The organism is Acidobacteriota bacterium, assembly GCA_018001935.1.
Taxonomy (GTDB): Bacteria; Acidobacteriota; JAAYUB01; order JAAYUB01; family JAAYUB01; genus JAGNHB01.
The window spans coordinates 21,429-46,312 of sequence record JAGNHB010000010.1; the positions used below are offsets into that span (position 1 = coordinate 21,429).

General features: G+C 67.1%; 21 protein-coding genes. 3 read left to right on the plus strand and 18 right to left on the minus strand.

The window, feature by feature from the left end:
* Positions 1–13: 13 nt before the first annotated feature.
* From KA419_06045 to KA419_06080, 8 genes are all read right to left on the minus strand, one after another.
* Positions 14–409, minus strand: a complete 396-nt coding sequence (locus KA419_06045; protein MBP7865492.1) for a four helix bundle protein — start codon at positions 407–409, stop codon at positions 14–16.
* A 59-nt stretch (positions 410–468) separates the two neighbouring features.
* Positions 469–1,392, minus strand: coding sequence for a 3-phosphoglycerate dehydrogenase (locus tag KA419_06050; GenBank protein MBP7865493.1), 924 nt, complete (start codon positions 1,390–1,392; stop codon positions 469–471).
* A 455-nt stretch (positions 1,393–1,847) separates the two neighbouring features.
* Positions 1,848–3,221 (minus strand): hypothetical protein, encoded by a 1,374-nt coding sequence (locus KA419_06055; protein ID MBP7865494.1) that lies wholly within the window; start codon positions 3,219–3,221, stop codon positions 1,848–1,850.
* Positions 3,211–3,792: a hypothetical protein gene (locus KA419_06060; protein MBP7865495.1), complete on the minus strand. Its 582-nt coding sequence runs from the start codon at positions 3,790–3,792 to the stop codon at positions 3,211–3,213. Before KA419_06060 ends, KA419_06055 begins: the two co-directional genes overlap by 11 nt.
* Entirely contained in the window at positions 3,789–4,970 is a 1,182-nt protein-coding gene (bshA, locus tag KA419_06065; GenBank protein MBP7865496.1) for an N-acetyl-alpha-D-glucosaminyl L-malate synthase BshA, read from the minus strand. The genes KA419_06060 and bshA overlap by 4 nt, the downstream gene beginning before the upstream one ends.
* 275 nt (positions 4,971–5,245) lie before the next feature.
* Entirely contained in the window at positions 5,246–6,217 is a 972-nt protein-coding gene (locus tag KA419_06070; protein MBP7865497.1) for a PAS domain-containing protein, read from the minus strand.
* Between the two features lie 740 nt (positions 6,218–6,957).
* Positions 6,958–8,640, minus strand: coding sequence for an energy-dependent translational throttle protein EttA (gene ettA, locus KA419_06075; GenBank protein ID MBP7865498.1), 1,683 nt, complete (start codon positions 8,638–8,640; stop codon positions 6,958–6,960).
* A gap of 196 nt (positions 8,641–8,836) precedes the next feature.
* Positions 8,837–9,649: a retroviral-like aspartic protease family protein gene (locus tag KA419_06080; GenBank protein MBP7865499.1), complete on the minus strand. Its 813-nt coding sequence runs from the start codon at positions 9,647–9,649 to the stop codon at positions 8,837–8,839.
* 169 nt (positions 9,650–9,818) lie between these two features.
* Here KA419_06080 and KA419_06085 point away from each other — a divergent pair, with 169 nt between their 5' ends.
* Entirely contained in the window at positions 9,819–10,553 is a 735-nt protein-coding gene (locus KA419_06085; protein ID MBP7865500.1) for a hypothetical protein, read from the plus strand.
* On the opposite strand, the gene KA419_06090 is transcribed toward KA419_06085, so the two are convergent.
* The 5 genes from KA419_06090 to KA419_06110 form a co-directional block, all read right to left on the minus strand.
* Positions 10,513–11,697 carry a pyridoxal phosphate-dependent aminotransferase gene (locus KA419_06090; protein MBP7865501.1) on the minus strand — a complete coding sequence of 395 codons (1,185 nt, stop codon included), beginning with the start codon at positions 11,695–11,697 and terminating at the stop codon, positions 10,513–10,515. The two genes, KA419_06085 and KA419_06090, sit on opposite strands and share 41 nt — an antisense overlap.
* 85 nt (positions 11,698–11,782) lie before the next feature.
* A complete protein-coding gene (locus tag KA419_06095) occupies positions 11,783–12,577 on the minus strand; it encodes an O-acetyl-ADP-ribose deacetylase (GenBank protein MBP7865502.1) in 795 nt (264 codons plus the stop codon).
* 10 nt (positions 12,578–12,587) lie between these two features.
* Positions 12,588–13,046 carry a nucleotidyl transferase AbiEii/AbiGii toxin family protein gene (locus KA419_06100; GenBank protein ID MBP7865503.1) on the minus strand — a complete coding sequence of 153 codons (459 nt, stop codon included), beginning with the start codon at positions 13,044–13,046 and terminating at the stop codon, positions 12,588–12,590.
* Positions 13,047–13,070: 24 nt separating this feature from the next.
* On the minus strand, positions 13,071–14,756 hold the full coding sequence (locus KA419_06105) for a nucleoside kinase (protein MBP7865504.1): 1,686 nt from the start codon (positions 14,754–14,756) through the stop codon (positions 13,071–13,073).
* A 243-nt stretch (positions 14,757–14,999) separates the two neighbouring features.
* A complete protein-coding gene (locus tag KA419_06110; GenBank protein MBP7865505.1) occupies positions 15,000–16,736 on the minus strand; it encodes a proline--tRNA ligase in 1,737 nt (578 codons plus the stop codon).
* A gap of 237 nt (positions 16,737–16,973) precedes the next feature.
* Between KA419_06110 and KA419_06115 the strand changes: the two genes are divergently transcribed.
* A complete protein-coding gene (locus tag KA419_06115; protein MBP7865506.1) occupies positions 16,974–18,248 on the plus strand; it encodes a GGDEF domain-containing protein in 1,275 nt (424 codons plus the stop codon).
* 210 nt (positions 18,249–18,458) lie between these two features.
* Here the strand turns inward: KA419_06115 and KA419_06120 are convergent, their stop codons facing one another.
* The 4 genes from KA419_06120 to KA419_06135 are packed head-to-tail and all read right to left on the minus strand — an operon-like array spanning position 18,459 to position 22,285.
* On the minus strand, positions 18,459–19,421 hold the full coding sequence (locus tag KA419_06120; GenBank protein MBP7865507.1) for a glycosyltransferase family 2 protein: 963 nt from the start codon (positions 19,419–19,421) through the stop codon (positions 18,459–18,461).
* Entirely contained in the window at positions 19,414–20,193 is a 780-nt protein-coding gene (locus tag KA419_06125) for a hypothetical protein (GenBank protein ID MBP7865508.1), read from the minus strand. The genes KA419_06120 and KA419_06125 overlap by 8 nt, the downstream gene beginning before the upstream one ends.
* Entirely contained in the window at positions 20,178–21,611 is a 1,434-nt protein-coding gene (locus tag KA419_06130; GenBank protein MBP7865509.1) for a sigma-54-dependent Fis family transcriptional regulator, read from the minus strand. Before KA419_06130 ends, KA419_06125 begins: the two co-directional genes overlap by 16 nt.
* A 38-nt stretch (positions 21,612–21,649) precedes the next feature.
* Entirely contained in the window at positions 21,650–22,285 is a 636-nt protein-coding gene (locus KA419_06135; GenBank protein ID MBP7865510.1) for a hypothetical protein, read from the minus strand.
* Between the two features lie 196 nt (positions 22,286–22,481).
* On the opposite strand from KA419_06135, the gene KA419_06140 reads away from it, so the two are divergent.
* Positions 22,482–24,668, plus strand: coding sequence for a bifunctional (p)ppGpp synthetase/guanosine-3',5'-bis(diphosphate) 3'-pyrophosphohydrolase (locus tag KA419_06140; GenBank protein MBP7865511.1), 2,187 nt, complete (start codon positions 22,482–22,484; stop codon positions 24,666–24,668).
* Here KA419_06140 and KA419_06145 read toward each other — a convergent pair.
* On the minus strand, positions 24,665–24,874 hold the full coding sequence (locus KA419_06145) for a 50S ribosomal protein L28 (GenBank protein ID MBP7865512.1): 210 nt from the start codon (positions 24,872–24,874) through the stop codon (positions 24,665–24,667). The two genes, KA419_06140 and KA419_06145, sit on opposite strands and share 4 nt — an antisense overlap.
* Positions 24,875–24,884 lie beyond the last annotated feature (10 nt).

The window sequence follows — 24,884 nt, forward strand, 5'->3', positions numbered from 1 at the left end:
CGCAAAAAGGTGTTTAGGCTGTAGGCAGTAGGGGTTTAGCCTGATCGCCTCTGACCTTGGGGCGTATCGAACGGATAAGTGCCCCGAGAACTCTCTCGGCCTCATCAATCTTGTTGATGCATATGGTGTTCTGCTCTGTACTTAAATATCCCAGACGGTTCGACAGTCCGACCTGGTAGTGCAACTCCCGAAGGGAGCCGAACGCCATGGTCAAAAAACGGAGGTATTCCGATCCCGACTCTCTGGCACATCCCTCGACGATGTTCGAAGCTGCCGAAACCGCCGCTCTCCGCATCTGGGAAGTCAGGCCGTAGACTTCTTCTCTGGGAAAGGTCCTCGTGATCTGATAGGTCAGGATCGCGACCTCATCGGCCAGTTCAAACGCCCTGAGCTTGGTATGATCCCGCATTCTGACTGCTCCTCGCCTCTCTTCCGGACCTAAACCCCTACAGCCTAAACCCCTACAGCCTAATTGACCTTGAACCTCACATCCCCCTTCTCGAAAAAGTCCACGATCTGGCGGGCGGAAGCGAGGCCGGCGTTGATGTTGGCCTCCTCGGTCTGGGCGCCCAGCTTCTTCTGGGTGAAGAAGCAGCGGCCCGGGAACTTCTCGAGGAGCGTCGCCTTGCAGGCCGGCTCCACGTCAGCGCCGTACATGAAGTCCTTCCGTTCCTCGAACATCCTGACCAGCGAGGCCTCGTCCACCACCTCCGCCCGGGCGGTGTTGATGAGGGTGGCGCCGGGCTTCATCTTCGACATCAGCTCGAAGTTGATGGAGTTGACCGTTTCTTTCGTCTTGGGCAGGTGCAGGGAGACGTACTCGCAGGCCTCGTAGAGCGCGGCGGCGGTGGTCACGGCCTTGACGCCCTCGGCCGCGATCCTGTCCGCGGGGACGTAGGGGTCGAAGGCGAGCGTCGTCATTCCGAAGCCGGCGGCAATCTTCGCCACCCAGCGGCCGATGTTGCCGTAGGCGTGGATGCCCAGGGTCTTGCCGCGCAGTTCCGTCCCGGACTTGCCGGTGTAGCCCTGGCGGGCCAGGTTCAGCATGATCCCGAAGACCAGCTCGGCCACGGCGTTGGAGTTCTGGCCGGGGGTGTTCATGACCACGACGCCCTTCTCGGTGGACGCCTTGAGGTCGATGTTGTCGAAGCCGGCCCCGGCGCGCACCACGATCTTGAGCTTCGGGGCGGCGGCCAGGACCTCGGGGGTCACCAGGTCGCTGCGGACGATGAGGGCGTCCACGTCCGCCACGGCGGCGAGAAGATCTTTCGGGTCCTTGTAGTTCTCGAGGAAGACCGGCTCGTAACGGGCCTGGACGAGGATGTCCCGGATCCCCTGGCTGGCGACCTTGGCAAAGGCCTTTTCCGTGGCGGTCAAGACTTTTTTCGACATGATGCTCCTCCTGGGTGATCTGTTGCCCCTGTTGTCCGACGCGTCGCGCGCTGCAAGGGGGAGAGGGAATGCCGCGCGTCGATTCCGTCCGGTTGCGCTCCCCGCGTCCCGTCAGGGGTACTGGGGGCATTTTATGCCGGGGCGGGGAAGAATTCAAGAAGGCAGAATTCCGGATTCGGGATTCTTGGGACGGGAACCGGGGAATCCGGCCTCCAAGGGACCAAAGGACCAAAAGGACCAAAGGGACCAAAGGGACCGCGCGTGGCGGAAACGATAACCCCGTCACGGGCCGGGCCGGCACGATAAAACTCGCCGCCCGCGCCGCTCCGGCAACCTGCGCGGCGCGATCAAAGCGGCGCTCCGGCAGCCTGCGCGCCGCACTCCCCAGGATGCGCTTTTCCCGCTCCGCCGGCTCCCCGATCCCCTTCTTCCTGTCTCCTGCCTTCCTCCCCCGTTCAGCGCGCGAACCAGCCCGCGAACCACGCCACGTCGGCGGCGGTGAGGCTTCCGTCGGAGTCCAGGTCGCCGCAGGCGGGGCAGAGGCAGGGGTCCGTCCCCGGCGCGATTCGGCCGGCCACCGTGTTCTGGAGAACGGCGAGGTCCCGCGTGTCCACCCCGCCATCCTGGTTCAGGTCGCCGGCGGGGCCCACGGTCACCTGCCATTGGGTAAAGCCGTAGAGGAGGTTCTCCGGGTCGTACCGGACGGACGGCGTCCGGTCGCGGGTCTCGGCCCGGACGGTCCAGGCGCCGGGGCCCCACTGCCGCGGGTTGAAATAGAACGCCGTCCCGGCGCCGGCGAGGGCCCCGTTGACGAACCAGTCGGTCTGCACGCTGTCCCAGGCATTCTGCACCGTGGTGACGGTGAAGGCGAGGTCCCCCAGGAGGTGGGTTTTCAGGGTGGAGGCCGAAGGGCTTCGGGCCTCGATGGGGTGAACGAGGTCGTAGATCCGCAGGATGAGCTGCTCCTCGTTGACGGGGTCGAAGGGCTTGCCCAGGGTCCGCATCTTCGAGTCCAGGGTGGGGCGGTACAGGCCGGTGAAGCAGTAGCCGGCGCCCTCGTAGAGCCCGGGCTCCCCCTGGGCCAGGTCGTCGGTGGGGACCGGGGTCGCGGGGTCGATCCACCCCGTCGGCGGCCCCCCGCCCGCGTTCCACTTGATGTGGTCCCGCCGGGTCTCGGCCGTGACGTTGGGGTACCCCGGCTCGGTCGGGGCGGTGCAGTCGTACTCGGCGTATTCGTCGCCCAGGAGGCCGAAGCTGTGCCCGATCTCGTGCAGGGCCAGTTCCAGGGACGCCCCGTTCGTCGAGATCACGGCATAGGCCCCCCCGGAACCGCCGTACTTCGGGTCATTCACCAGGACCAGGACGATGTCCTGCATGTCGGCGTCGACACTGCGGTTCAAGACCTCCCGGACTTTTTGCGTGTTCACGCACAGCCCCCGCTCCCGGCCCAGGCACCAGAAGGAGGCGTCCAGGGCCGTGTCGCGGTAGATCCCCTCCGCCGGGTTGTCGGCGCCGGACTCGTCGCTGACGACGTCGATGCGGTGGACGTTGAAATAGACCTCGTAATCCCCGAAGGGACGGGAATGGAAGAACCCGAAGAGGACGATCCGCTGAACGTCGGCGGCGTATCGGGTCATCTGGGACGCGGTGTAGCCATCGCCGAGGATCACGATGTCCACGCGGCTGGACGGGCTGCCGTTGTCCAGGACCGTGGTGACCGCCTCGGCGCGGAGGGGGGCGGCAGCCGCGCACAGGGCCAGCAGGAACCACACGACGCGGGCGCAGGCGGAGGGGCGAAAACGATCCGGGAACGGGAGTTCAGGGCACACGGGGGACCTCCACCCAGCCGAGGAGGAACGGGCGGTGCTCCGTGCCGTCCCACCGCGGCGCGTAGATCTCCAGGCGGTGCACGGGGCAGTCCCCGGGGAGGACGACGTCGGCGACCGCATCGTCCCCAAGACCTTCCCGCAGGCTCAACCGGCCGGGGTCGCCCGTGGCTTCCACCCGGAGGGGGCGGGGGTCCCTCACCAGGCCGCGCCAGCACTCGGCGCCGTCCGCGTCGAAACCCACCACCCGCAGCAGGCCCGGCGCCAGGCGGCGGCTGCGGTGAACCGGAGGAGCGGAGCCCGAACGGGAGACCGTCTCCAGGCGAAGTGCCGGTTTCCCGTCGGCCGCAAGGGCGGGAACGCCCCCGGCGGCGGCCGGCGGATCGGCCCCGGACGGGAGCAGGAACCGGACGCGGAGCCGGAGCGACCCCGGGGACGCCGGCGCGATTTCCGGAGACCACTCCCGGGCAATCTCCGACGGGACGGGACGCGGGGCCTGCCCCCACAAACCAACGGCTGCGGGGAGGGTCAACGCGACCAGCACCGGGATTCGGAGGAGGGCATGCCGCGTCATGGCGACCCTCCGGGCCCGGCTTCGGGGCAGAGCGGCCCGGGGGCGCCCCCGGAGGCCCGGAGCACCTTCTCGTAGACGGCCTCGTAACGGGACACCACCGGGTCGGGCGAGAACCGCTCCACGGCGCGGGCCCTGCCCGCCCGCGCGAAACGCCGGCGGAGCTTCGGTTTCGTCAGGAGGCGGACGGCCGCGTCCGCCATCATGGCCTCGTCGCCGGGGCGGGTCAGGTAACCGGTCTCCCCGTCCGCCACCACCTCGGGAACCCCGCCCACCGCGGGGGAGACCACCGGGACCCCGCAGGCCATGGCCTCGAGGGCCGACAGCCCGAAACTCTCGGTGTCGCTGGCCTGGAGGTAGAGGTCGGCGGCCGCCAGGTACTCGGCCGCGTTCAGCTGCATCCCCGGGAAGACGACCCGGTCGCCGAGGCCCAGGGTGCGGCACGTCTCGACGGCCCGGTCGTGGTCGGGCCCGTCCCCCACCAGGACGAGGCGGGAAGGCACCCTCTCCAGGACCCGGCCGAACACCCGGATGATCCGGGGGAGATTCTTGACGGGCCGGAAGTTGGAGAGGTGGACCAGGACCCTCTCGCCTTTCGCCGCCAGCCGACGCCGGAATTCCCCTGGCCGGCGGGGCTTGAACACGTCCGGGTCGACGAAGTTCGGGACCACCTCCACGGGGCGCCGGGTGCCGAAAACGGCGGCCGTCTCGTCGGCGAGGTGACGGCTGACGGCGGTCAGGGCGTCGGAGCGTTCGAGGATGTGCCGGGTGACCGGGGAAAAGGAAGGCTGGGAGCCCACGATGGTGATGTCGGTCCCGTGGAGGGTGGTGACCACGGGGAGCCGGGCGCCTTCGTCGGCCAGGATGTCCTTCGCGAGCAGGGCGCTGACGCCGTGCGGCACGGCATAGTGGGCGTGGAGAAGGTCCAGGCCGCGATTTCGGGCCACGTCCACGATTCGGGCCGCCAGTTCGAGGTCGTAGGAGGGGTAGCGGAAGAGGGGGTAGGCGGAGACTTCCACCCGGTGGAAAAAAACGTTCTCGTGGCCGACGGGGACCCGGACCGGCAGGGCGTAGCTGAACAGGTGGACGGTGTGCCCCCGGCGGGCGAGCCGCTTCGCCAGTTCCGAGGCCACAATGCCGCTGCCGCCGTACGTGGGGTGACAAAGGATCCCAATCTTCATCCCCGCCTCTTTCCTCGCTATCGCTAGCGCTATCGGTATCGTTATCGCTATCGGTATCGGTATCGGTATCGGTATCGCTATCGGTATCGCTATCGGTATCGCTATCGGTATCGCAATCGCTATCGCCATCGCTATCGGTCTCGCACTCCCCCCCCCGGCCAACCCCAAACCCACCCCCGATCCGGACCCACGAAATGCACGGAATCCACGAAACCGATGGTTCAACCGACGCCGGGTCCGCGACCGGGCGCGGGGGCCCGGCATCGACCCCCGGCCTATGCCGTTCCAGAGCCCGAGCCCGAGTCCGATGGCGATGGCGATACCGATACCGATTCCGATTGCGATTCCGATACCGATACCGATACCGATGTTGCTGATGATGCCGATGGAGGGGCGGGAGGGGACGCCGTCGCCGCCATCACCCGGTCATAGAACTCCGGGTAGAATTTTTTGATGCACTCCGGGCACATCCCGTGGCTGAATTCCGCCTCGGAATGCTCGGAAACGTACTGCTCCACCTGGTGCCAGTAGCCCCGGTCGTCCCGGATCTTCTTGCAGCCGGCGCAAATGGGGATCAGGCCCCGGAGGGTCTTGATCCGGGCCAGGGCGTCCTGGAGCTGGCTGATGAGCAGTTCGCGCTCCTGCCGCAGGCGCACCGCCTCGGTGATGTCCAACCCCGAGGCGATGAGGTACTCGGGTTCACCCTCCTGGGTGCAGAGGCAGTTCAGATGCCAGAGGACATGACGGGTTGCCCCGGTGCGGTCGAACCAGGCGGAAACGATCTCCCGGGTTCCGGGTTCGGTCAAAGTCCGTTGAAACTCCTGCCGGAGTCGGCCGGCCTCCGCGACCGTCGATGCGAAATCCCAGAAGAAGCGTCCGATGAGGTTGGGGAAGGGGACCCCGGTCAGTGTCTCACAGGCCCGGTTGCCGCGAAGGAACCTCCCCTGCGGGTCCAGGGCGGCGATGAAAGCCCCGGTGGTTTCCAGGATGGCGTCGATGAAGTTGCGCTCGGCCCGCAGTTCGTGTTCGATACGGGTTTCCCCGGGCAGGCCGGTGAAAGGCGTGGACGGCAGGGGTGCAAGGTCCTCCCGGCCTGTCCCGGTCGATCGGCCGGTCAACGTCTGCGGGATCGAGGGTTCCGTGTTGCACTCCCGCACCGTCGACGGTCCGGGGGTGGAAGGGGGCGCGGGAGGACCGCCCGAATCGCGGGGGTCATTCGGCCCGCCGGCCCGAGAGCGTTCACACATGTCCGACTCCCTCCGGGTGCAGTGTAATGGTAACCTTCCTTACTTTAGCAGGGATGGCGCCGCGAAACAACGGGATTGTCGTTTCTCGCCCACCCCGGGCAAACCGGAAAAGGAACCACGGATGAACACGGACGGACACGGATCATCCGGATTCTCCAGAATAAAAAAACAGGCGGCCTCTACCTCTCGCAAAGGCGCAAAGACGCCAAGCCTCGCAAAGCCGGAAGCGGAAAAGGGGGATTCCTTTGCGAGGCTTTGCGTCCTGGCGTCTTTGCGAGAGACCGGATACGTGGATTCCGGACCCGGATCGGCACAAACGGGGCATTTCAGCCCCGGGGCAGGCCGGACAACGCGACCGGGATTCCCTCCGTCCTCTCCTCGGGTTTCCCCGCTCCGAAAGCGGAGGGAGCCCACCGACTCATCTTGCCAAATCTCCGCACCGGCGATGAAGAAGGCCAAAGATTTCAGTTCGAAGGGCCCAGGCTTTCTCCCGGTGGCACGGCGTTCCGGTGAAGGCGTCTTTCCTGCCCCATGGCTGCATCCCTGGTTAATGGGTTTTCTATGCGGTCTTGGCGCCTTGGCGAGAGCCAGATCCGGATCGATTCTCGCCAAGGCGCCAAGACCGCTAAGAAAGACCCTGTCGGCCGCAACTTCCGCTCTCGGCCGACGTTTCGAAAGATCGATCCCAAGATCTTGCGCGATTTGGCAACGATTTTACTTTGCCGGTACTACAGCCCCCCCTACCCCCTCGTCAGCCTCCGGTAGGTGATGCGGTGGGGGCGGTCGGCGGCGGCGCCGAGTCGGGCGCGGCGGTCGGCCTCGTAGTCGGAGTAGTTGCCGGGGAACCAGACGGCCCGGCTCTCCCCCTCGAAGGCCAGGATGTGGGTGGCCAGCCGGTCGAGGAACCACCGGTCGTGGGAGACGATGAGGCAGCAGCCCGCGAAGTTCTGGACGGCCTCCTCCAGCGCCCGCATGGTGTTGACGTCCAGGTCGTTGGTGGGCTCGTCGAGCAGGAGCACATTGGCGCCCTCCTTGAGCATCTTGGCCAGGTGCACGCGGTTGCGCTCGCCGCCCGAGATGCAGACCACCTTCTTCTGCTGGTCCTGCCCGGAGAAGTTGAAGCGGCCCACGTAGGCCCGGGAGTTCACCAGCTCCTTCCCGAGAGGCACCACGTCGGACCCGCCGGAAATCTCCTCCCAGATGGTCTTGTCGGGATCGAGGGCCCGGGACTGGTCCACGTAGCCCAGCTGCACCGTCTCCCCGACGCGAATGGTCCCCCGGTCGGGCTTCTCCTGCCCGGTGATCATGCGGAAGAGGGTGGTCTTGCCGGCGCCGTTGGGGCCGATGATTCCCACCACGGCGTTGGGCGGGACGGCGAAGGAGAGGTCCTCCACCAGGAGCCGGTCGCCGTAACCCTTGCAGACGCCCTCCATCTCGATGACCACGTTGCCGAGCCGCGGGCCGGGCGGGATGTAGATCTCGAGTTCCGGCGCGAGCTTCTCGCTCTCCTGGGACACCATGGCCTCGTAGGCCTGCAGTCTCGCCCTGCTCTTGGCGTGGCGGGCCTTCGGCGCGGTGCGGACCCACTCCAGCTCCCGCTCCAGGGCCTTCCGGCGCTTGGTCTCCGCCTTCTCCTCCTGGGCCAGCCGCGCCTGCTTCTGCTCCAGCCAGGACGAGTAGTTGCCCTTCCACGGGATTCCCTCGCCGCGGTCCAGCTCCAGGATCCAGCCGGCCACGTTGTCCAGGAAGTAGCGGTCGTGGGTCACGGCGATGACCGTCCCCTCGTAGCGTTGGAGGTGCTGCTCCAGCCAGGCGACGGTCTCGGCGTCCAGGTGGTTGGTGGGCTCGTCGAGGAGGAGGATGTCCGGTTTCTGAAGGAGGAGCCGGCAGAGGGCCACCCGGCGCAGTTCGCCGCCCGAGAGGACCTTGACCGGCGTGTCCGGCGGGGGGCAGCGGAGGGCGTCCATGGCCATCTCCAGGCGGCTGTCCAGGTCCCAGGCGTCCAGGGCCTCCAGCTGGTCCTGGACCGCCCCCTGGCGTGCGAGGAGTTTTTCCATCTCGTCCCCGGTCATCTCCTCGCCGAACTTCTCGTTGATGGCCTCGTACTCCTTGAGCAGGGCCACGGTCTCGGCGACGCCTTCCTCCACCACTTCCCGGACGGTCTTGGCCGGGTCCGGCCTCGGCTCCTGCTCCAGGTAGCCGATGGTGTAGCCCGGGGCCACCACCGTCTGGCCGTTGAAGGCGGTGTCCACGCCGGCCAGGACCTTGAGGAGCGAACTCTTCCCCGAGCCGTTGAGGCCCAGGACGCCGATCTTGGCCCCGTAGAAGTAGGAGAGGTAGATGTCCTTGAGGACGCACTTCTTGTCGTAGTACTTGCTGACGCCGATCATGGAGTAGATGATCTTGTTGGGTTCGGTGCTCATGGGTCGTACTGCCTCCACCAATGAAATCAGAGGATTTTAAACCACGGGCGGTGGAATTTCACGCAAAATCCGGCGCGGCCGGGCCTGTGCTATCCCTGGGAGATTCTCTCTCCAGGCGCCGGCCCTCCGGTTTGACCGTCTGATTCTCAAGGGTATTCTCTGCAGTGACAGATTCGGCGGGCGTCTTGAACCGTTCTCACTCTTCGCCGTCGTCTTTGCGTCCCTGTTCCTTCGCGTTTCCCCCCGCCTCCGTGTCGGCAGGGCTCACGGCGAGGCGGAGAAAGGCGGCGGGGAAGTCGAGGGTGACGACGAAGTGGGACAGCAGGTTCTGGCCCACCAGGTTGTCGGGGGCGCCGTCCACCACCAGGACGGCGACGTTCTTCAGTTCCAGGTCCCCGATGCGGAGGGATTCGAGGACCCCCCAGTCGGCCAGGGTGACACCCCCGGCGGTGGAGATGCCGACCCGGAAGTCGGAGCGGATGCGGATCCCGGCCTTGCGGGCCGTGGCACGGGTGACGGAGGAAACGGCGGCACCGGTGTCCAGGACGAACAACGCGGGAAGTCGGCCGTTGAGGAGCCCCTCGAGGCAGATCAGGCCCTCGCAGCGCCGGAAGGGGACCGTGATCACGGCGTCCGTGCCGTGCAATTCACCCTTCAGGGCCCGGACCTGCTTCGCGATCTCCGCCTCCCAGCCGGCGACGAGGCGGACGGCCTCTTCTCCCCGGACGGACCCCCGCTTGGGGAAGGGGTAGCCCGGGGCGTCGGGCGCCAGGGTCGGGGGGAGCGTCGCGGGGAGGGGGGCGGCCTTCGGGACGCCGCTCGCGTTGGCCTCCCGGGTCCGGTCGAGATCCACCAGGTCCAGGGGGACGGTGGCCTGCAGGCCGTCGATGAGGTAGGTGATCTCCGTGTCCCGGATCACCAGGTTTTCCACCGTCACCCGCTCCCCGCTCCGGAAGACGACGACATCCGCGCAGACGGGGCCGGCGGTCAGGAAAAGCAGTAACATCATCGGGAAACGCACAGGGCCACCTCCGTTCGGGATAGCAGGACTTTAATGCATAAGCCATGAAATAACAATCTTTTTCTTGACACCTCGCGGCGATTCCTCTAAACTGCCCGGTTACGTCCGTGCCGGCGCCGGGATCGGGGCCGGGATGATCTCGAAAACGGGAAGACGCATGCCCAAGATCGACAAGGAAGCCATCAAGGCACTGGCAAAGGAACACCGCATCGCCCTCTATTCCGCGAAGATGATCCTCAAGGGCAAGTGGACGGTGGAGTACGCTCTCACCCTGGAGCGGCCCGTGTTCAACCAGGGGGTCTCCTGGTTGCTGCAGGCCCGGACGCGCCGGTGGTTGATGGCGTTTCGGACCTTCGACCTCGGCGTCTTCGTCGGGAAAATCCTGAGGGTGCGCAAGTTCAACGTGCTGCTCGAGATCCACAGCCGTCTGCGCTACATCGAGAAGATCGACACCGCCTACGTCTACAATGCCCGGCTCCGGAACCAGCTGCCCGAGTACATCAAGGCCGAGGCCCCCGCGGGCGAAAAACCGGCCTACAAGCCGTCCATGCGGCCGAGCGTGGACCTCTCCGCCCTCCGGGAGGGGAAGTCGGTCCGGATCCAGCTGCTGACCGGGGAGAAGATGGAGGGCGTGATCCGGTGGGCGACCGAGTTCGACTTCGAGCTGCGGCTGGACCGTTTCGTCTCCATCATGGTGCTCAACCACGCCGTGCTCCACGCCGAGGAGAAGGAGTACCACAAGTTCCGCCAGCCCCCGGGCGAGCCCCCCTTCAAAAAGCCCTTCGGGCAGCGCCCCCAGGGCGGCTCCCGCCCGCCCTTCCGTTCCCGGCCTTTCCCGTCTCCCTCCGGCTCTACCGGCTCCGGTGGGCCTCAAGGCGGCGGCCGATCCTGACGCAGGCCTCCCCCAGCACCGCCTCGTCCGCGAACCCGAACGAAACCCGCAGCATTCCTTCCCCGGCAGGCCCGAAGGCGGCCCCGGGGATGGTCACGACCCCCTCGGCCTCCAGGAGGTCCAGGCCGAGCGCCCGGGAGTCCCGGCAACCCGTCACCCCGAGCATGCCGAAGATCGCCCCCGACGGCGGGTGCCAGGTGACGCCCGGCACCCCGGCGAAGGCCCCGGCCAAAAACGCGGCCCGCTGACGCAGGGCCTGGCGGTAGCCCGCGGGGAAATCCGGGTGGCGCCGGAGGCACTCCACCGCCAGGACCTGGGCCGGGCGGGGGGCGCAGATCACGAGGGTGTCCTGCACCTTGAGCATCTCCCGGACCGCCGCGGCCGGGGCCGCGAGGTAGCCCACCCGCCAGCCCGTCATTCCGAAGACCTTGGAAAAACTCCCCAGGATCACGGTGCACTCGCGCCCGCCGTCCACCTGGAACGGGTGGGGGGCAGGGAGCCCGCTGAAGTCGAGGAGGTGGTAGACCTCGTCGTAAAAGAGGGTGAGCCCGTGGTCCCGGACCCACTCCACGAGCCGCCGGACGTCCTCCCGGGGGTAGACGGCCCCCGTGGGGTTGTTGGGGTTGACGCAGACCACGCCCCGGACTCCCGCCGCGGCCAGGGTCGGCAGGGCGTCCAGGTCGAGCCGGAAAGCGCCCTTCTCCAGCCGCATGGGCCACTCCACGGTGCGGAATCCCAGCATCTGGAGGGCCATCGGGTGGTTGAAGTGGGCGGGCGTCGGGAGGGCGACGGCCGCGCCGGGCCCCAGGCAGGTCAGGGCGGCCTGGCAGAAGGCGTGGTTGGCCCCCACCGTGACGATGACCTCCGCGGAAGGGTCGATCTCCACTCCCGTGCGGCGGCGGAGGTCCTCGGCGACGGCCTCGCGAAGCTCGGGGAGGCCGGGGTCGGGGGCGTAACGGTGGATCTGTGGCTCGGCGAGGCGATGCCGGAGAACGGCCAGGCAATCCTCGGGGGGCGTCAGGTCCGGGACGCCCTGGCCGAGGTCGAGCACCTCGCGCCCCTGCCGGCGACGCTCGGCGGCCCGCCGGTTGACATCGACGATGACCGGTTCCACCACCTCCGCGATCAAGGGTGAAAGGTTCATGGGTTTCCTCCGTACGGAGGTTCGCCGGGCCGCTTTGGTCCGGAAGTGTCTTCCAACCGCATGATTCCTCTCTTCGCAGGAGGGGTCAGCCCCTGCTCACGATTTCCAGGGCGGCGGCGTAGGCCCGGAAAGTGTGCGGGTCGTACAGGACGAAACGGACGAGGGGCGGCGCGCCGTGGGCGAGCAAAAAGTCCCGGACAGTCTGCAGGGCGACGGCGGCGGCCTTTTCCACGGGGTAACCATAGATCCCCGTGCTGACCGACGGGAACGCCACCGAGGAGAGGTTGTGGTCCAGGGCCGTCTTCAGGCTTTCCCGGTAGCAGGAGGCCAGCGCCTCCGGCTCGCCGTGGGCCCCGCCGCGCCAGACGGGCCCCACGGTGTGGATCACGTGGCGGGCCTTCAATCGCCCGCCGGTGGTGATCGCCGCCTGGCCGGCCGGCAGCCGCCCGAGGCGGGCCACGACCCGGCGGCAGTCCTCCAGGATCGCCGGCCCCCCCGCCGCGTGGATGGCGCCGTCCACCCCGCCGCCGCCCGTCAGGGAGCTGTTGGCGGCGTTGACGACGGCGTCGGTGTCCTGGAGGGTGATGTCCCCCTCCGCCAGTTCGATCCGGCAACCCGGTTCGATGGTCGCGGTGAGGCCAGGGTCGGCCGCAGGGGAGCCCGGCCGGGACGTGATCGGTTCCAGTACCCATCGTCGACGGGATTCAAACGCCTCTTCCGAAGTTCGGAACTTTTCCACGCCTCGCCGGACTTTCAGGGGACACAGGGAACCCGAGACTTCCCACAGCACAGCCAGACGGCGAGAATAAGCTTCGTCCGGCCGTTCCCCGTCCAGAGCGCGGCGGGCTTCCTCGAAGGTCTTGAACTTGGTGACCGGCATGTGATCGTCCCTAGGGCAGCTTGTACTTCTCCCGGAGGCAGACGGCATCAGCAGCATCCTGGGGCCTCATGGTCCCCGATTTCATCCGGATCAGCGCGTCGGGGGTCGCCAGCGAGACGGGACAGCCCTCGATCAGGACCTGCTCTGTCTCGACGTTTTCGAAGGAGAACATTTCCCCCAGCCGGAGGATGATATCGATGTAGAAATCGGACGGGGTCCCATAACGGATGACAGCGTAGGAAGCTAGGTCCGAAGCACTGATCTCCTGGATGGACGGGTCTTGAAAAACATAGTCCAGGGCCTGTTTGAGCCTGTCGAGGTTGTCCGGGTCCTCCGGGATGAGCAGGTCGATGTCCAGGGTGTTGCGGGAGATGCCGTGCAGGTTCAGTGCGATCCCTCCCACCAGGGCATATCGAACTTGGTGCTTCCACAGGGCTTGCAGGATTTTTCTCACGGTGTCCAGGACCATGGTCCCTCCGGAACGGAACGATTTTCAGTACACGAACCCGCTCTTGCCGATGAACTCGCGGAGGAGGGAGGTGGACGGCACGTGGTCGGGGGAGATGTCCTGGAAGTAAGAGAGGAACTTGAGGAGGCGCCGGGCCTCGCTGTACTCGGGGTGCTCGATGCTGATCCGGTACAGGAGCGGTTCGGCGAAGCGCTTGAGGACGGCCAGCTCGTAGACCATGGCGGAGTTGAAGAAGAAGTCGGCGTCCTTCTGGTAGGGGAAGATGTACTTGGTCTCGCCGTGGCGGACGGACTGCCAGCGCTGGAGGGTCTCCAGGGCGCTGTAGTTGCGGAAGAGGTTGTCCCGCACGATGCGGCGCAGGAGCCGCACGTCGGTGGTGGGGATGCGGTTGTGGCTGTCCATGCTCAGGGTGGTCAGCGGCGACACGTAGACGCGGCTGATGCGGTCCGAGGGCAGCCCCTGGTACAACTCCGGGTTGATGGCGTGGATTCCCTCGAAGAGGAGCACGGTGTGGGCGTGGGGGCGGATCTCCCGGGTCTCCGGGACCCGGCAGCCCTTGTGGAAGCTGTACCGGGGCACGTTCACGGCCTCCCCGGCCAGGAGCGCGGCGAAATGTTCGTGCAGCAGGCCGACGTCGAGGGCCCGCAGGCTCTCGAAGTCGTAGTTGCCCGCGGCGTCGCGGGGGGTTTTCACCCGGTCGAGGAAGTAGTCGTCCAGGGAGATCACGATGGACTCCAGCCCGTTGACCCGGAGTTGGTCGGCGAGCCGCTTCGAGAAAGTGGTCTTGCCCGAGGACGAGGGGCCGGCCACGAGGATGATGCGGGAGGTGCTCACCCCGTCGGCGATCCGGGCGATCTTCTTCTCCTGGAGCGCCTCGCTCAGGCGGATGATTTCCTCGTGCTTGCCCGCCACCACGCACTCGTTGAGCGCGCCCACGTCCTCGAGGCCGAGGATCTTGAGCCAGCGCCCGTACTCCTGGAACATCTTGAACAGCTTGGGCTGCTCGGAGAACTCGGGGACGGCGGTGGCGGCGGTGACCACGGACGGCTCCGCCCAGTCGGTGTAAGGCTCCGGCATGGTGAGGATGAAGCCATTGTGGTAGTAATAGAGCTTGAACAGGTTCAGGGAGCCGGTGGAGGGGACCAGGGGGCAGTCGGAGAAGTTCTGGTACTCCTCGCAGTAGTAGATGTCCACCGTGTGGGGGTTGGAGTAGCGGAAGAGACGGACCTTGTCCTGCTGGTTGGTCTCCTGGAAGAAGAGGAGCGCCTCGTCCAGGTAGGTCTTCACCTTGTCGACGGGGAGGTCCTGGTCGACGATCTCGCGCATCTCCCGCTCGATCTGGCCGAGTTCCTCCTCGGTGAGGACGGTGTCCTTGAGGACCTCGCAGTAAAGGCCCTTGCTGAGGCTATGTTCCACTTTCAGGGCAGCGTTCGGGAAAACCCGGCTGACGGCCATGGCCGCCAGGTAGGAGAGGGAACTCTGGTAGACGCGGTACCCTTCGGGGTGGGCGCAGTCGATGAACTCGATCCGGGAGTCCAGGCTGATCTTGTGGCGGAGGTTGGTGAGCCGGTTGTTGATCTTCGCCGCCACCACCGGCAGGGGGGAGACCTTGTCCAGTTTCTCGAGGATCTGGAGGATGTTGAGCCCCTTCTTGACCTTGATCCGCCAGTTGTCGTTCAGCGTGATTTCCATGAGGGGTAGTTGGTTCACGTTCTCTCTCTCCTGCCCTCGGGGGGCGCCATTGTTTTCATCCTCTCCACCAAGGTGCTCCAGTCATCTTCATCGGTATCGGTATCGGTATCGGTATCGCAATCGCTGTCGCAATCGCAATCGCTGTCGCAATCGCTGTCGCCGTCGCGATCGCCCTGCTTCCGGACTCCGGGCCCGGGTGCTTCGGCCGGCGGTTCCGTCGCGATCACGATTGCGCCGACCCCAAGGGCCCATCCCTCAGGATCAAAACCGGTCCGCCTCGGCCCGCAACTCCGCCTTCATCGCCGCAACCCGGTCCGCCACGAGCCGGGCGGCCTGGTCCAGGGCAACGTCGGAGCGATCACCGTCCTTGCGCACGGTGAGTTCCACCAGCCCCTGGCGGACCTTCTTCTGCCCCAGGGTGAGGCGAAGGGGGATGCCGATGAGGTCGGCGTCGTTGAACTTCACGCCCGCCCGCTCGTTCCGGTCGTCCAGGAGGACGTCCACGCCCAGCCCTTTCAGCTCGCCGAAGAGTTTTTCGGCCGCGCTCAAGACCTCCTCGTCGGTGCTCACCGGGGTCAGGATCACCTCGAAGGGCGCGATGGAGATGGGCAGGATCATGCCCTTGTCGTCGTACCAGAGTTCGGCGGCGGAGGCCAGGATCCGCTCGGCGCCGATCCCGTAGCTCCCCATGATGATGGGGTGGGCCTTCCCGTCGGCGTCCAGGACGTGGGCGCCCAGGGAATCGCTGTACTTGGTCCCCAGCTTGAAGATGTGCCCGACCTCGATGGTCTTCACCACCTCGAGGGGCTTGCCGCACTCGACGCACGCCTCGCCGGTCTCGACGCTGCGCAGGTCGTGGTAGGCGGCCTTGAAGTGGACCTCCGGCGTGACGCCGGTGATGTGGAAACCGTCCACGTTGGCCCCCGTGGTCATGTTCTTCCGGCCGATCAGGGCGCGGTCCGCCAGGATCCGGATCCCCTGGACCCCCACCGGCCCCAGGCTTCCGGCGGGGCACCCCATGGCCTCGATGATCTCCTCGGCCAGGGCAGGGCGGAAAACGGACGTTCCCAGGACGCCCTCCAGCTTCATCTCGTTGAGAGGGTGGTCGCCCCGCATCAGGATCAGGCAGGGTTTCGACTCCACCATGTAGACCAGGGTCTTGATCAGGCGGTTCGCCGAGGTGTTCAGGAAGGCCGCCACGTCCTCGATGGAGTGCTTCTCCGGGGTCGCCACCCGCTCGGGCTGCGGGGAGGGCGGGTCCGTGTCCTCCACCGGGGCCAGCACGGACTGGGCCTTCTCGAGATTCGCCGCGTAACCGCAGGCGTCGCAGTGCGCCACCAGGTCCTCCCCGGCCTCGGAGCGGACCATGAATTCCTGGGACCGGCTGCCGCCCATGGCGCCCGAGTGGGCTTCCACGGCGAAGAATTCCAGGCCGGCCCGGCTGAAGATCCGGCAGTAGGCCACCCGGTGTTTCTCGTAGGCGGCGTCGAGGCCTTCCCAGGTCAGGTCGAAGGAGTAGGAGTCCTTCATGGTGAACTCGCGGACCCGGAGCAGGCCGGACTTCGGCCGGGGCTCGTCCCGGAACTTGGTCTGGATCTGGTACCAGATCTGGGGCAGTTCGCGATAGGAACGAACCTCGTTGCGGGCGATCCAGGCGAAGATCTCCTCGTGGGTCATCCCCAGGCAGAGGTCGCGGCCCCAGCGGTCCTTCAGGCGGAACATGTTGTCCCCCATCACTTCCCAGCGGCCGGTGGCCTGCCAGACTTCCGCCGGGTGCAGGGCCGGCAGGTGGAATTCCTGGCCGCCGATGGCGTCCATCTCCTCGCGGATGATCTGCTGGATCTTGAGCAGGGACCGGCGTCCCAGCGGGAGGTGGGAGTAGATGCCCGCGGCCAGCTGGCGGACGTAACCCGCGCGCAGCAGCAGGATATGGCTGATCACCTCCGCTTCGGCGGGGGCTTCCCGGAGGGTCGGCATGAAGAAGTGAGACAGTCGCATGATGGCTCCTCTTGGGGTGGTCGGGAGAGGCCGGCGGACCGCGCCTTCCCGTGTCCCGCGGGACGGCCGTCGGCCCTCTCGCACCGGACAATCGCCCAAGCTACCGGAAACGCCCGAAAATGTCAAGGATGAACCGCCGGCAACCCCCGCGCCGGAGGGGCGAAATCGGGAAAACTGCAACCTTTGACGCGGGCCGCCGTCATTTTGGGGGGGACGCCGGCGGAAGACGGTTTTATAATGAGAGTGAAGCCCCCGAAGGCCGCCGGCCCCCACGAGGTGAACATGGGCTACGCCAACCTCGCCCTCCAGGAATGGTCCCTGATCATCCAGCTGGTGATGACGGGCCTGATCTTCTTTTTCTTCCTGTTCCTTTCCCGCCAGCTGAAGCTTCAGGAGGCCCGAAGCTGGGCCGGAGCCTGGGGGGCCAACCTGGCGGCCCTGGCCTTCGTCATGCTCACGGCCTTCGCTCACCCCCCCGTTGCCCTGGCGCGCCTGGGGATGGGCGGATACGCCTTTGCCAAGACCATGTTCGTCCTGCTCATCCTCTCCGGGGCCCGGGAACACGTCACCCCCGGCTCCGCCCCGCCGCTGGAAATGGGCCGGGCCCTTCTCTGGACCGGGCTGTGGAGCCTCTGCCTGGGGATGTTCTCCCCGCACATCGCCATGGTCCAGTTGGGGATGAGCTTCCTGGTGGGGTCCCTCATGACGCTCGGCGCCATCTGGCTCCTGATGCGTCCCCGCTCGGCCATGTCCCGGTGGCTGGGGTGGGCGATGCTCCTGGAGGGCGCCCTCTTCCTGCACTACACCCCGATCCTGGCGCCCCTGGCGTGGGGGGGGCTGATCCTGGCGGACTACATGCAGGCGTCCTCTTTCCTGGACGCGGGGGCGGAGCTGGTGGTGGCCCTGTCCTCCCTCGTGGCCCTCCAGAGCACCACCCACCGCAACCTCGAGGAACTCAACCAGGACCTGCTCCTCTCCCGGGAACGCCTGCGCCAGCTCGTGGACACCGACCCCCTCACCAACCTCCTGAACCGGCGCGGGTTCCGGGAAGAGATGAATAAGCGGGAGGGGTTCCGGAACATCCTCATCTTCATCGACCTGGACGACTTCAAGCTCATCAACGACCGGTGGGGGCACGGGGTGGGGGACGCCTGCCTCAAGCGCGTCGCCACCGCTCTTCTGCGGACCTTCCGCCCCGACGACGCCCTCTTCCGGTGGGGCGGGGACGAGTTCCTGGCGGTCTGCCGGGGCATGGGGACCGAGCAGGCCCTCCAGCGGCTGGAGGTGCTCCGTGCCGGCCTGCGGGTCCCCGCGGACGGCTGCCCCTCCATCCACCTGTCGGCCGGCGTCTCGATGCTGGAGGCCGACATGATCCACGAGGAAGCCCTCCGCACCGTGGACGAGCGCATGTACGCCGACAAGGCCTTCCGGCGCACCCACGACGTCTCGGGCCGTTTCCGAACCCTCAACGAGGAGGACATTCCCCTCATCCGTGCGCGGCGGTCGCCCTGAGCGCGGCGGGGGCACAGGGCCCGACGGGTTGATGGGAGTAATGGGAGTAATGGGAGTGATGGGAATTATGGGAATTATGGGAATTATAGGAGTTATAGGGGTTATGGAGGTTATGGGAGTGAGCGGAGAAACGGGGCCAGTGGCGGAGCCTTGCTGTGGGCGGCAGGAGCCATGCCCCCGGCAGGCCGAGGCCCCCTGACCTCCCGCGCCTCAGTGACCTCCCTTGCCCCCCAGGTTCCCCTTGCCCCCCTGGCTCCCCTTGCCCCCCTGGCTCCCGGGTCTTCCTGCCTCCCTGCCTTCCTGGCTTTGCCGACCTCCCGGGCCTTCCTTGCCGTCCTTTAGGTCCTTCTGGTCCTTTAGGTCCTTTTCTTCACGGTCTCGCTTCAGATCCTCCGGCCCCATCCGGCCGGGGGGGGGCTGCCCCCGGTCGAGTTCCAGGAGCCGGGCGTAGCGGAAGAAGACGGAGGCGGCGGAGAGGCCGGCGATCACCATCCCCGGGACACCGTCCATGAAGCCGCGCTTGAAGACGTAACTCTTGACGAAGGCCGCGACGGGGGAGAGGAGGAGCTTCGCCCGCGTCGACCGGCGGCCGCGGTCGTGCATGTCGCGGGCCGACAGGAGGGAGTAGCTCTCCAGTTTCCGAATGTAATCGCCCAGGTCGTCGTAGGTGTAGTGGAGGAGGGGCCCCGACAGGCGGCCCACGGGGCCCTCCACCGCCACCGACTCGTGGACGCGGCCGCCGCGCCACCGGCCGGCGTCGCGGCGATAGAGGCGGAGCTGGTAGTCGGGGGACCAGTCGGTGTAGCGGATCCACCGGCCCATGAAGAAGACCCGGCGCGGGACCCGGTACGCCGGCGCGGCCTCGGGGACGCCCAGGGCCGCCCGCGCCTCGGCGGCCAGTTCGGGGCTGCAGACCTCGTCGGCGTCCAGGGAGAAGACCCAGGGGTGGGCGGCCGCGTCCTGGGCGAAGTTCTTCTGATCCACGAAACCGGTCCAGTCGCGGTGCAGCACCCGGGCGCCGAAGTTCCCGCACAGGGCCGTCGTGCCGTCGGTGCTCCCCGAGTCCACCACCAGGACCTCGTCGCACCAGGCCACGCTCTCCAGGGTCCTCCGGATCCCCGCGACCTCGTTGAAGGCGATGATGCAGGCGGACACGCGCGCGTCGTCAGCCACGGCCGGCCTCCCGGAGCCCCCGGACCGCCGCGTCCAGGCGCTCCGACCAGGCCCGGGTCCCCGCCGGGCCCAAACCGGGGCGTAACGCGGGGACTTCCAGGTACCAGCCCGCGCGGTCCGAGGCCTCGCGGGGCAGGCAGGGGAGGGGCCCGCTTCCCGGACGCCCCGGGCAGGGCGGGGCCCGGAAAAGCGCGGGGAGGGTGGTCTCCGAGAAGAGGCGCGCCGGCCCGGGGGGGGTGATCCCGTCCGGGAAGCAGACGGGGCCCGACAGGTACGGCCGGGCCCTCCCCGCGGCGTCGGCCGTGAAACCGGCGCCCGCCACCACCCCGAACCCGATCCCCCCCGCCACGACCTCGGCGGTGAAGTAATCCAGTTCGTCCAGGATCGGGTCCCGGACGAGCAGCAGGTCGAGCCCGACCTTGTGCCCCTCCTGGGCGTAGGGGTAGATCCCGAAGTCGAGGATGTCCCGGTAGTGGACCGCCAGGACGGTAGGCATGCCCGTGCGCTGCTTCAGGGCGAAGAGGAACTGGAAGAGGTCCCACTCGAGGACGGGGCGGCCGGCGGGGCGGCGCCCGCTGACCCCGTCCAGGACCCGCCGGCCGGGGAAGACCAGGCCCAGGGCGGTCGTCGGCCGGGTCTCACAGAGCGCGACGACGCGGTCGAACAGGGGCGAGGGGTCCCCGGTCGGGAACGGGAAGAACGGCACCACGGGGGCCTTGCCGCCGCGGGCGTCCTCCCGGAAGCTGTCGGCGAGTTTCATGCCGGGGGGCATTCGCCCTCCTCCGCGGGGTTTTTTTCACCGCGGCGACGGGACAGTTCGTCCGGCGAGAGGCGGAGACACTCGGCCGCGGACACCAGGTCGCCCCCCGCCAGGGCCAGGACCCGCTCGATGGTCTCCCGTTCGAGGCGGAGCAGGCGCTCCCTGAGGCACGCGTCCAACCCCTTCTCCCGGAGTTCGGCGACGGGGATCCCGGCCGGGGCCTGGCCGGCGGGGTGGGTGGACGGGAAGATGTCGCGGGGGGTCAGGCTGTCCCCTTCGCCCAGGATCACGGCCCGCTCCACGGCGTTCTTGAGTTCCCGCACGTTGCCGGGCCAGTCGTGCTCGAGAAGGGCCGCCCGGGCCGGCTCCGACAGGGAGGGCGCGGTTTTCCCGAAACGGGGGGCCGCCTCCCGGACGAAGTACTCGGCGAGGGGGAGAATGTCGGCCCGGCGGGCCCGGAGCGGGGGAATGCGGATCGGGAACTGGGCCAGCCGGAAGTAGAGGTCCTCCCGGAAGGCCCCGGCCCGGACCTCCTGCTCGATGTTGCGGTTGGTGGCCGCGATGATCCGCAGGTCCACCGAGACCGGGTGGCTTCCCCCGATGGGGGTGAAGCGTTTCTCTTCGAGCGCCTTCAGCAGCTTCACCTGCATGGTGGGCGGGATCTCGCCGATCTCGTCCAGGAAGAGGGTGCCGCCGGAGGCCAGGTCGAACTTCCCCTTCGACGCCGCGTCGGCCCCCGTGTACGCCCCCCGGACGTGGCCGAAGAACTCGTTCTCCATGAGGGTTTCGGGGATGGCGGCGCAGTTGACCTCCACGAAGGGGGCGTTCCGGCGGCCGGACAGGAGGTGGATGGTCCGGGCGAAGAGTTCCTTGCCGGTCCCGCTTTCCCCGATCAGGAAGGCGGTGGCGTCGGTGGGCGCGATCTTCTGGACCATCAGGGCCGTCTGGGCCATGGCCTCGCTGACGCCGACCAGCAGCGGGAGCTTGTACCCGCGGATGAAGACTTCCTGGTAGAGGAGCGGTTCGCTGTGCCGCCGGGCGGTCTCCACCGACTTCCGGACGAGCTGCAGGAGCGTGGAGAGGTCGATGGGTTTCTGGATGAAGTCGACGGCGCCGGACCGCATGGCCTGGACGGAGTCCGCGATGGTCCCGTAAGCGGTCATCAGGATCACGGGCTGCGAGGGGCTCATCCGGCGGACCGTCTGGAGCAGGTCCAGGCCCGACCCGTCCGGCAGCTTGAGGTCGAGGAGGAGCAGGTGCCAGGCCCCGTTGCGGTACTTCTCCAGCCCCTCGGCCAGGGAGGCGGCGGTTTCGACCTGGAACTCGTTCTGCCCGAGGAACTCGGCGAGCATCTCGCGCAGGGACTGACGGTCCTCCACGATCAGCACGGAACCGCCGAGCGAAGCGGCCGGGGTGGGGGCGGGTGACATCAGGTTGCCGGCGGGAGCCGAGGCTCGGCCGCCGTCCTTCAATCTTCTTGGTTCTTCTGGTCTTCTTCGCCCGGGGCCGGGGCCGAAGTGTCGGGGATGACGGAATTGTCCCTGGCCTTCCGGATCACGCCGGGGGGGACGCCGTTCTTGCGGGCCTCGTTCTCCAGGTCGGACAGCTGCTCCTTCGATTTCTCCACCGCCTGCTTGGTGTCGTCGATTCGCTTGAAAGCGGCGTCGCGTTTCTGCCGGACCACGTTGTCACGGTAGACCCCGTCGGACATCTTGAAATAGTCGTTGCGCAGGCGGTTGTACTCCAGGATGGCCACGTCCCGCTGCCGCTCGAGGTCGGCCATTTCGCGGTACTTGGCCGTCAGCTTTCCCATGTACTCGTCGTTCACGTCGTCCTGGGTCTTCTCCTTCTTCCCCTCGTCCTTTCCCTTGCCCTCCTCGGCCGGGGCGGCTTCCGCGCCCTCGCCCTCGGCGGCCGGGGCGGCTTCGGCGGGGGGGCCGGCGTCGAATTTGGCCGGCTGAAGGTCGTTGGTCGACAGGGTCAAGGCCGGCTTCTGCTTTTCCGGGTCGGCCTTGCGCTTGTCCGCCGCCTCGGTCGGCCTGGACTGCCCGAGAACCACCAGCGAAAAAAGACCCGAAAGCGCGATCAGTGCGAGTTTTCTCATGTTGTGCTCCCTGGATGGGTATTGACTCCCCCGAAATCTCCCCGGGAAGTTTGGCAACGCGCGATCCAGTCGGCAGTTCGGGGAGAGCGGTCAGTCTAATTCACTATACCGGATCGTCAACCGGATGTCAAGATGTTGTCGAGACTTGAAAACGGGAGGCACCTCGGTTATCCTGAGCGGGAACGCAGAGGTTGACATGATCCGCTTCGAGGATATCTCCGAAAAGGTCCTGCATCACTTCCCCAGCGCGGACGTGACGATGCTCCAGCGGGCCTACATCTTCTCCGCCCGGGAGCACGCGGGTCAGCAGCGGAAGTCCGGCGAGCCTTACCTGGCCCACCCGCTCGAGGTGGCCTCCATCCTGGCGGACATGGGGCTCGACCCCGTGGCGGTGACCGTCGGCCTCCTCCACGACATCGTGGAGGACACGCTCACGGACGTGGAGTCCATCCGGAAGATGTTCGGCGACACCGTGGGCGTCATCGTGGACGGGGTCACCAAGATCAGCCAGATCCCCTTCACCTCCACCGAGCACAAGCAGGCCGAGAACTTCCGCAAGCTCCTCCTCGCCATGAGCAACGACGTGCGGGTGATCCTGGTGAAGCTGGCGGACCGCCTCCACAACATGCGCACCCTCCAGTACCTCAAGCCGGAGCAGAAGGCCCGGATCGCCCGGGAGACCATGGACATCTACGTGCCCATCGCCAACCGGCTGGGGATGGGGAAGATCAAGGGGGAACTGGAGGACCTGGCCTTTTCCTACCTCGAACCGGCCAAGTACCAGGAAATCATCGCCATGATCGAGAAGCGCCGGGGGGCGGGGGAGAAGATCCTCCGGGAGTGCGAGGAGAAGCTCCGGCAGGTCCTGGCCGAGCACGACATCCCCGCCAGTTTCCAGTCCCGCATCAAGCGCGTCTGCAGCATCCACGCCAAGCTGAAGAACCAGAAGATCAGCTTCGACGAGGTCTACGACTTTCTGGCCCTGCGGGTCATCTCCACGGACATCCCCCACTGCTACACCATCCTGGCCTACGTGCACAGCCTCTGGAAGCTGGTGCCGGGGCGTTTCAAGGACTACATCGGCATGCCCCGCCCCAACGGGTACCAGTCCATCCACACCACGGTGATGACGGAGACCGGGATCCCGCTCGAGGTGCAGATTCGCACCCAGGACATGCACCGGATGGCCGAGGAGGGCATCGCGGCCCACTGGCGCTACAAGGAGGGCCAGCTCGGGCACGACGAGACCGACCGCCGATTCACCTGGCTTCGACACATGATGGAGTGGCAGAAGGAGGTCGAGAACCCCCACGAGTTCCTGATGAACCTCAAGGTGGACCTCTTTCCCGAGGAGGTCTACGTGTTCACGCCGAAAGGGCACGTGGTCACGCTGCCCCGCGGGGCCACCCCCCTCGACTTCGCCTACGAGATCCACACCGAGGTGGGCCACCACGCCGCCCAGGCCAAGGTCAACGGGCGGGTCGTGCCGATGAAGCAGCCCCTGAGGAACGGGGAGATCGTGGAGATCGTCACTTCCCCCGCCCGCCACCCCACGAAGGAGTGGATGTCCCTGGTCCGGACCACCAAGGCGCGCAACGCCCTCCGGACCTGGCTGAAGCGGAACGCCGAGCGGGAGTCCGTGGAATTGGGGCGAAAACTCCTGGAAAAGGAGGTGTTCCGGCTGCACAAGACGCTCCGGCAGATCCAGGAACACCCGGACCTGCCCGGGTGCCTGGGCGAGACGGGCGTCGATGGTTGGGAAAAGCTGCTCTCGGGCATCGGGTTCGGCCGGCTGTCGCCCCGGAAGTTCGTGGAGGACCTCCTCAAGCCCGACGAAGCGGAAAAGGAGGCGGCGGGGGTGACCGGCGGGATCCGGAACTTCGTCCGGGACGTCTTCCGGCGGGGCCCCGGCAAGTTCGTGGTGCACGGCATGGAGGACAGCCTGGTCTCGCGGGCGCGGTGCTGCAACCCCATCCCCGGCGAGGAGATCGTGGGCTACGTCTCCCGGGGCCGCGGGATCATCGTGCACTTTGCGGGGTGCGCGAACCTGACCAAGCTGGCGGCGGAGCCCGAGCAGCTGGTGGAGGTCTCCTGGGGCAAGCGGCCCAGGGACGAGAAGTACACCATCACCCTGGAGATCCGCACGGAGGACCGCAAGGGGATGATTGCCGACATCTCCAACCGGATCTCGAAGACGGACGCCAACATCCGGGATTTCCGGGCCCAGGCGACGGACTCGAAGGAGGGCGTGTTCATGGTCACGCTGGACGTGGAGGACCGTGCCCAGTTGGACAAGATCCTCCGGACGATTCGTTCGATTCGCAGCGTGAAGGGGGTGGAGAGGATCGAGAGCCTCAGGGAGGGCGAGAGTCGGGAAACCTAGCTGGTCCGCGTGCTGATGAACGGCTTCTGGATCTTGTTGGACCGGATGCAGCGGGTGCAGACGCGCAACCGCTTCACGTCGCCGCCGACCTGGGCCTTCACCGGGTGCAGGTTGGGGTCGAAACGCCGGTTGGTGAGGTTGTGGGCGTGACTGACCCGGTGCCCGAACATGGGCCCTTTTCCACAGATATCACAACGTTTGGCCATTTTTTCCTCC

What these genes read in the sequence shown, in the direction of transcription:
- KA419_06045 (MBP7865492.1), bottom strand. Translation starts at nt 409, where the DNA reads ATGCGGGATCATACCAAGCTCAGGGCGTTTGAACTGGCCGATGAGGTC.
- KA419_06050 (MBP7865493.1), bottom strand. Translation starts at nt 1,392, where the DNA reads ATGTCGAAAAAAGTCTTGACCGCCACGGAAAAGGCCTTTGCCAAGGTC.
- KA419_06060 (MBP7865495.1), bottom strand. Translation starts at nt 3,792, where the DNA reads ATGACGCGGCATGCCCTCCTCCGAATCCCGGTGCTGGTCGCGTTGACC.
- bshA (MBP7865496.1), bottom strand. Translation starts at nt 4,970, where the DNA reads ATGAAGATTGGGATCCTTTGTCACCCCACGTACGGCGGCAGCGGCATT.
- KA419_06070 (MBP7865497.1), bottom strand. Translation starts at nt 6,217, where the DNA reads ATGTGTGAACGCTCTCGGGCCGGCGGGCCGAATGACCCCCGCGATTCG.
- ettA (MBP7865498.1), bottom strand. Translation starts at nt 8,640, where the DNA reads ATGAGCACCGAACCCAACAAGATCATCTACTCCATGATCGGCGTCAGC.
- KA419_06080 (MBP7865499.1), bottom strand. Translation starts at nt 9,649, where the DNA reads ATGATGTTACTGCTTTTCCTGACCGCCGGCCCCGTCTGCGCGGATGTC.
- KA419_06085 (MBP7865500.1), top strand. Translation starts at nt 9,819, where the DNA reads ATGCCCAAGATCGACAAGGAAGCCATCAAGGCACTGGCAAAGGAACAC.
- KA419_06090 (MBP7865501.1), bottom strand. Translation starts at nt 11,697, where the DNA reads ATGAACCTTTCACCCTTGATCGCGGAGGTGGTGGAACCGGTCATCGTC.
- KA419_06095 (MBP7865502.1), bottom strand. Translation starts at nt 12,577, where the DNA reads ATGCCGGTCACCAAGTTCAAGACCTTCGAGGAAGCCCGCCGCGCTCTG.
- KA419_06100 (MBP7865503.1), bottom strand. Translation starts at nt 13,046, where the DNA reads ATGGTCCTGGACACCGTGAGAAAAATCCTGCAAGCCCTGTGGAAGCAC.
- KA419_06110 (MBP7865505.1), bottom strand. Translation starts at nt 16,736, where the DNA reads ATGCGACTGTCTCACTTCTTCATGCCGACCCTCCGGGAAGCCCCCGCC.
- KA419_06115 (MBP7865506.1), top strand. Translation starts at nt 16,974, where the DNA reads ATGAGAGTGAAGCCCCCGAAGGCCGCCGGCCCCCACGAGGTGAACATG.
- KA419_06125 (MBP7865508.1), bottom strand. Translation starts at nt 20,193, where the DNA reads ATGCCCCCCGGCATGAAACTCGCCGACAGCTTCCGGGAGGACGCCCGC.
- KA419_06130 (MBP7865509.1), bottom strand. Translation starts at nt 21,611, where the DNA reads ATGTCACCCGCCCCCACCCCGGCCGCTTCGCTCGGCGGTTCCGTGCTG.
- KA419_06135 (MBP7865510.1), bottom strand. Translation starts at nt 22,285, where the DNA reads ATGAGAAAACTCGCACTGATCGCGCTTTCGGGTCTTTTTTCGCTGGTG.
- KA419_06140 (MBP7865511.1), top strand. Translation starts at nt 22,482, where the DNA reads ATGATCCGCTTCGAGGATATCTCCGAAAAGGTCCTGCATCACTTCCCC.
- KA419_06145 (MBP7865512.1), bottom strand. Translation starts at nt 24,874, where the DNA reads ATGGCCAAACGTTGTGATATCTGTGGAAAAGGGCCCATGTTCGGGCAC.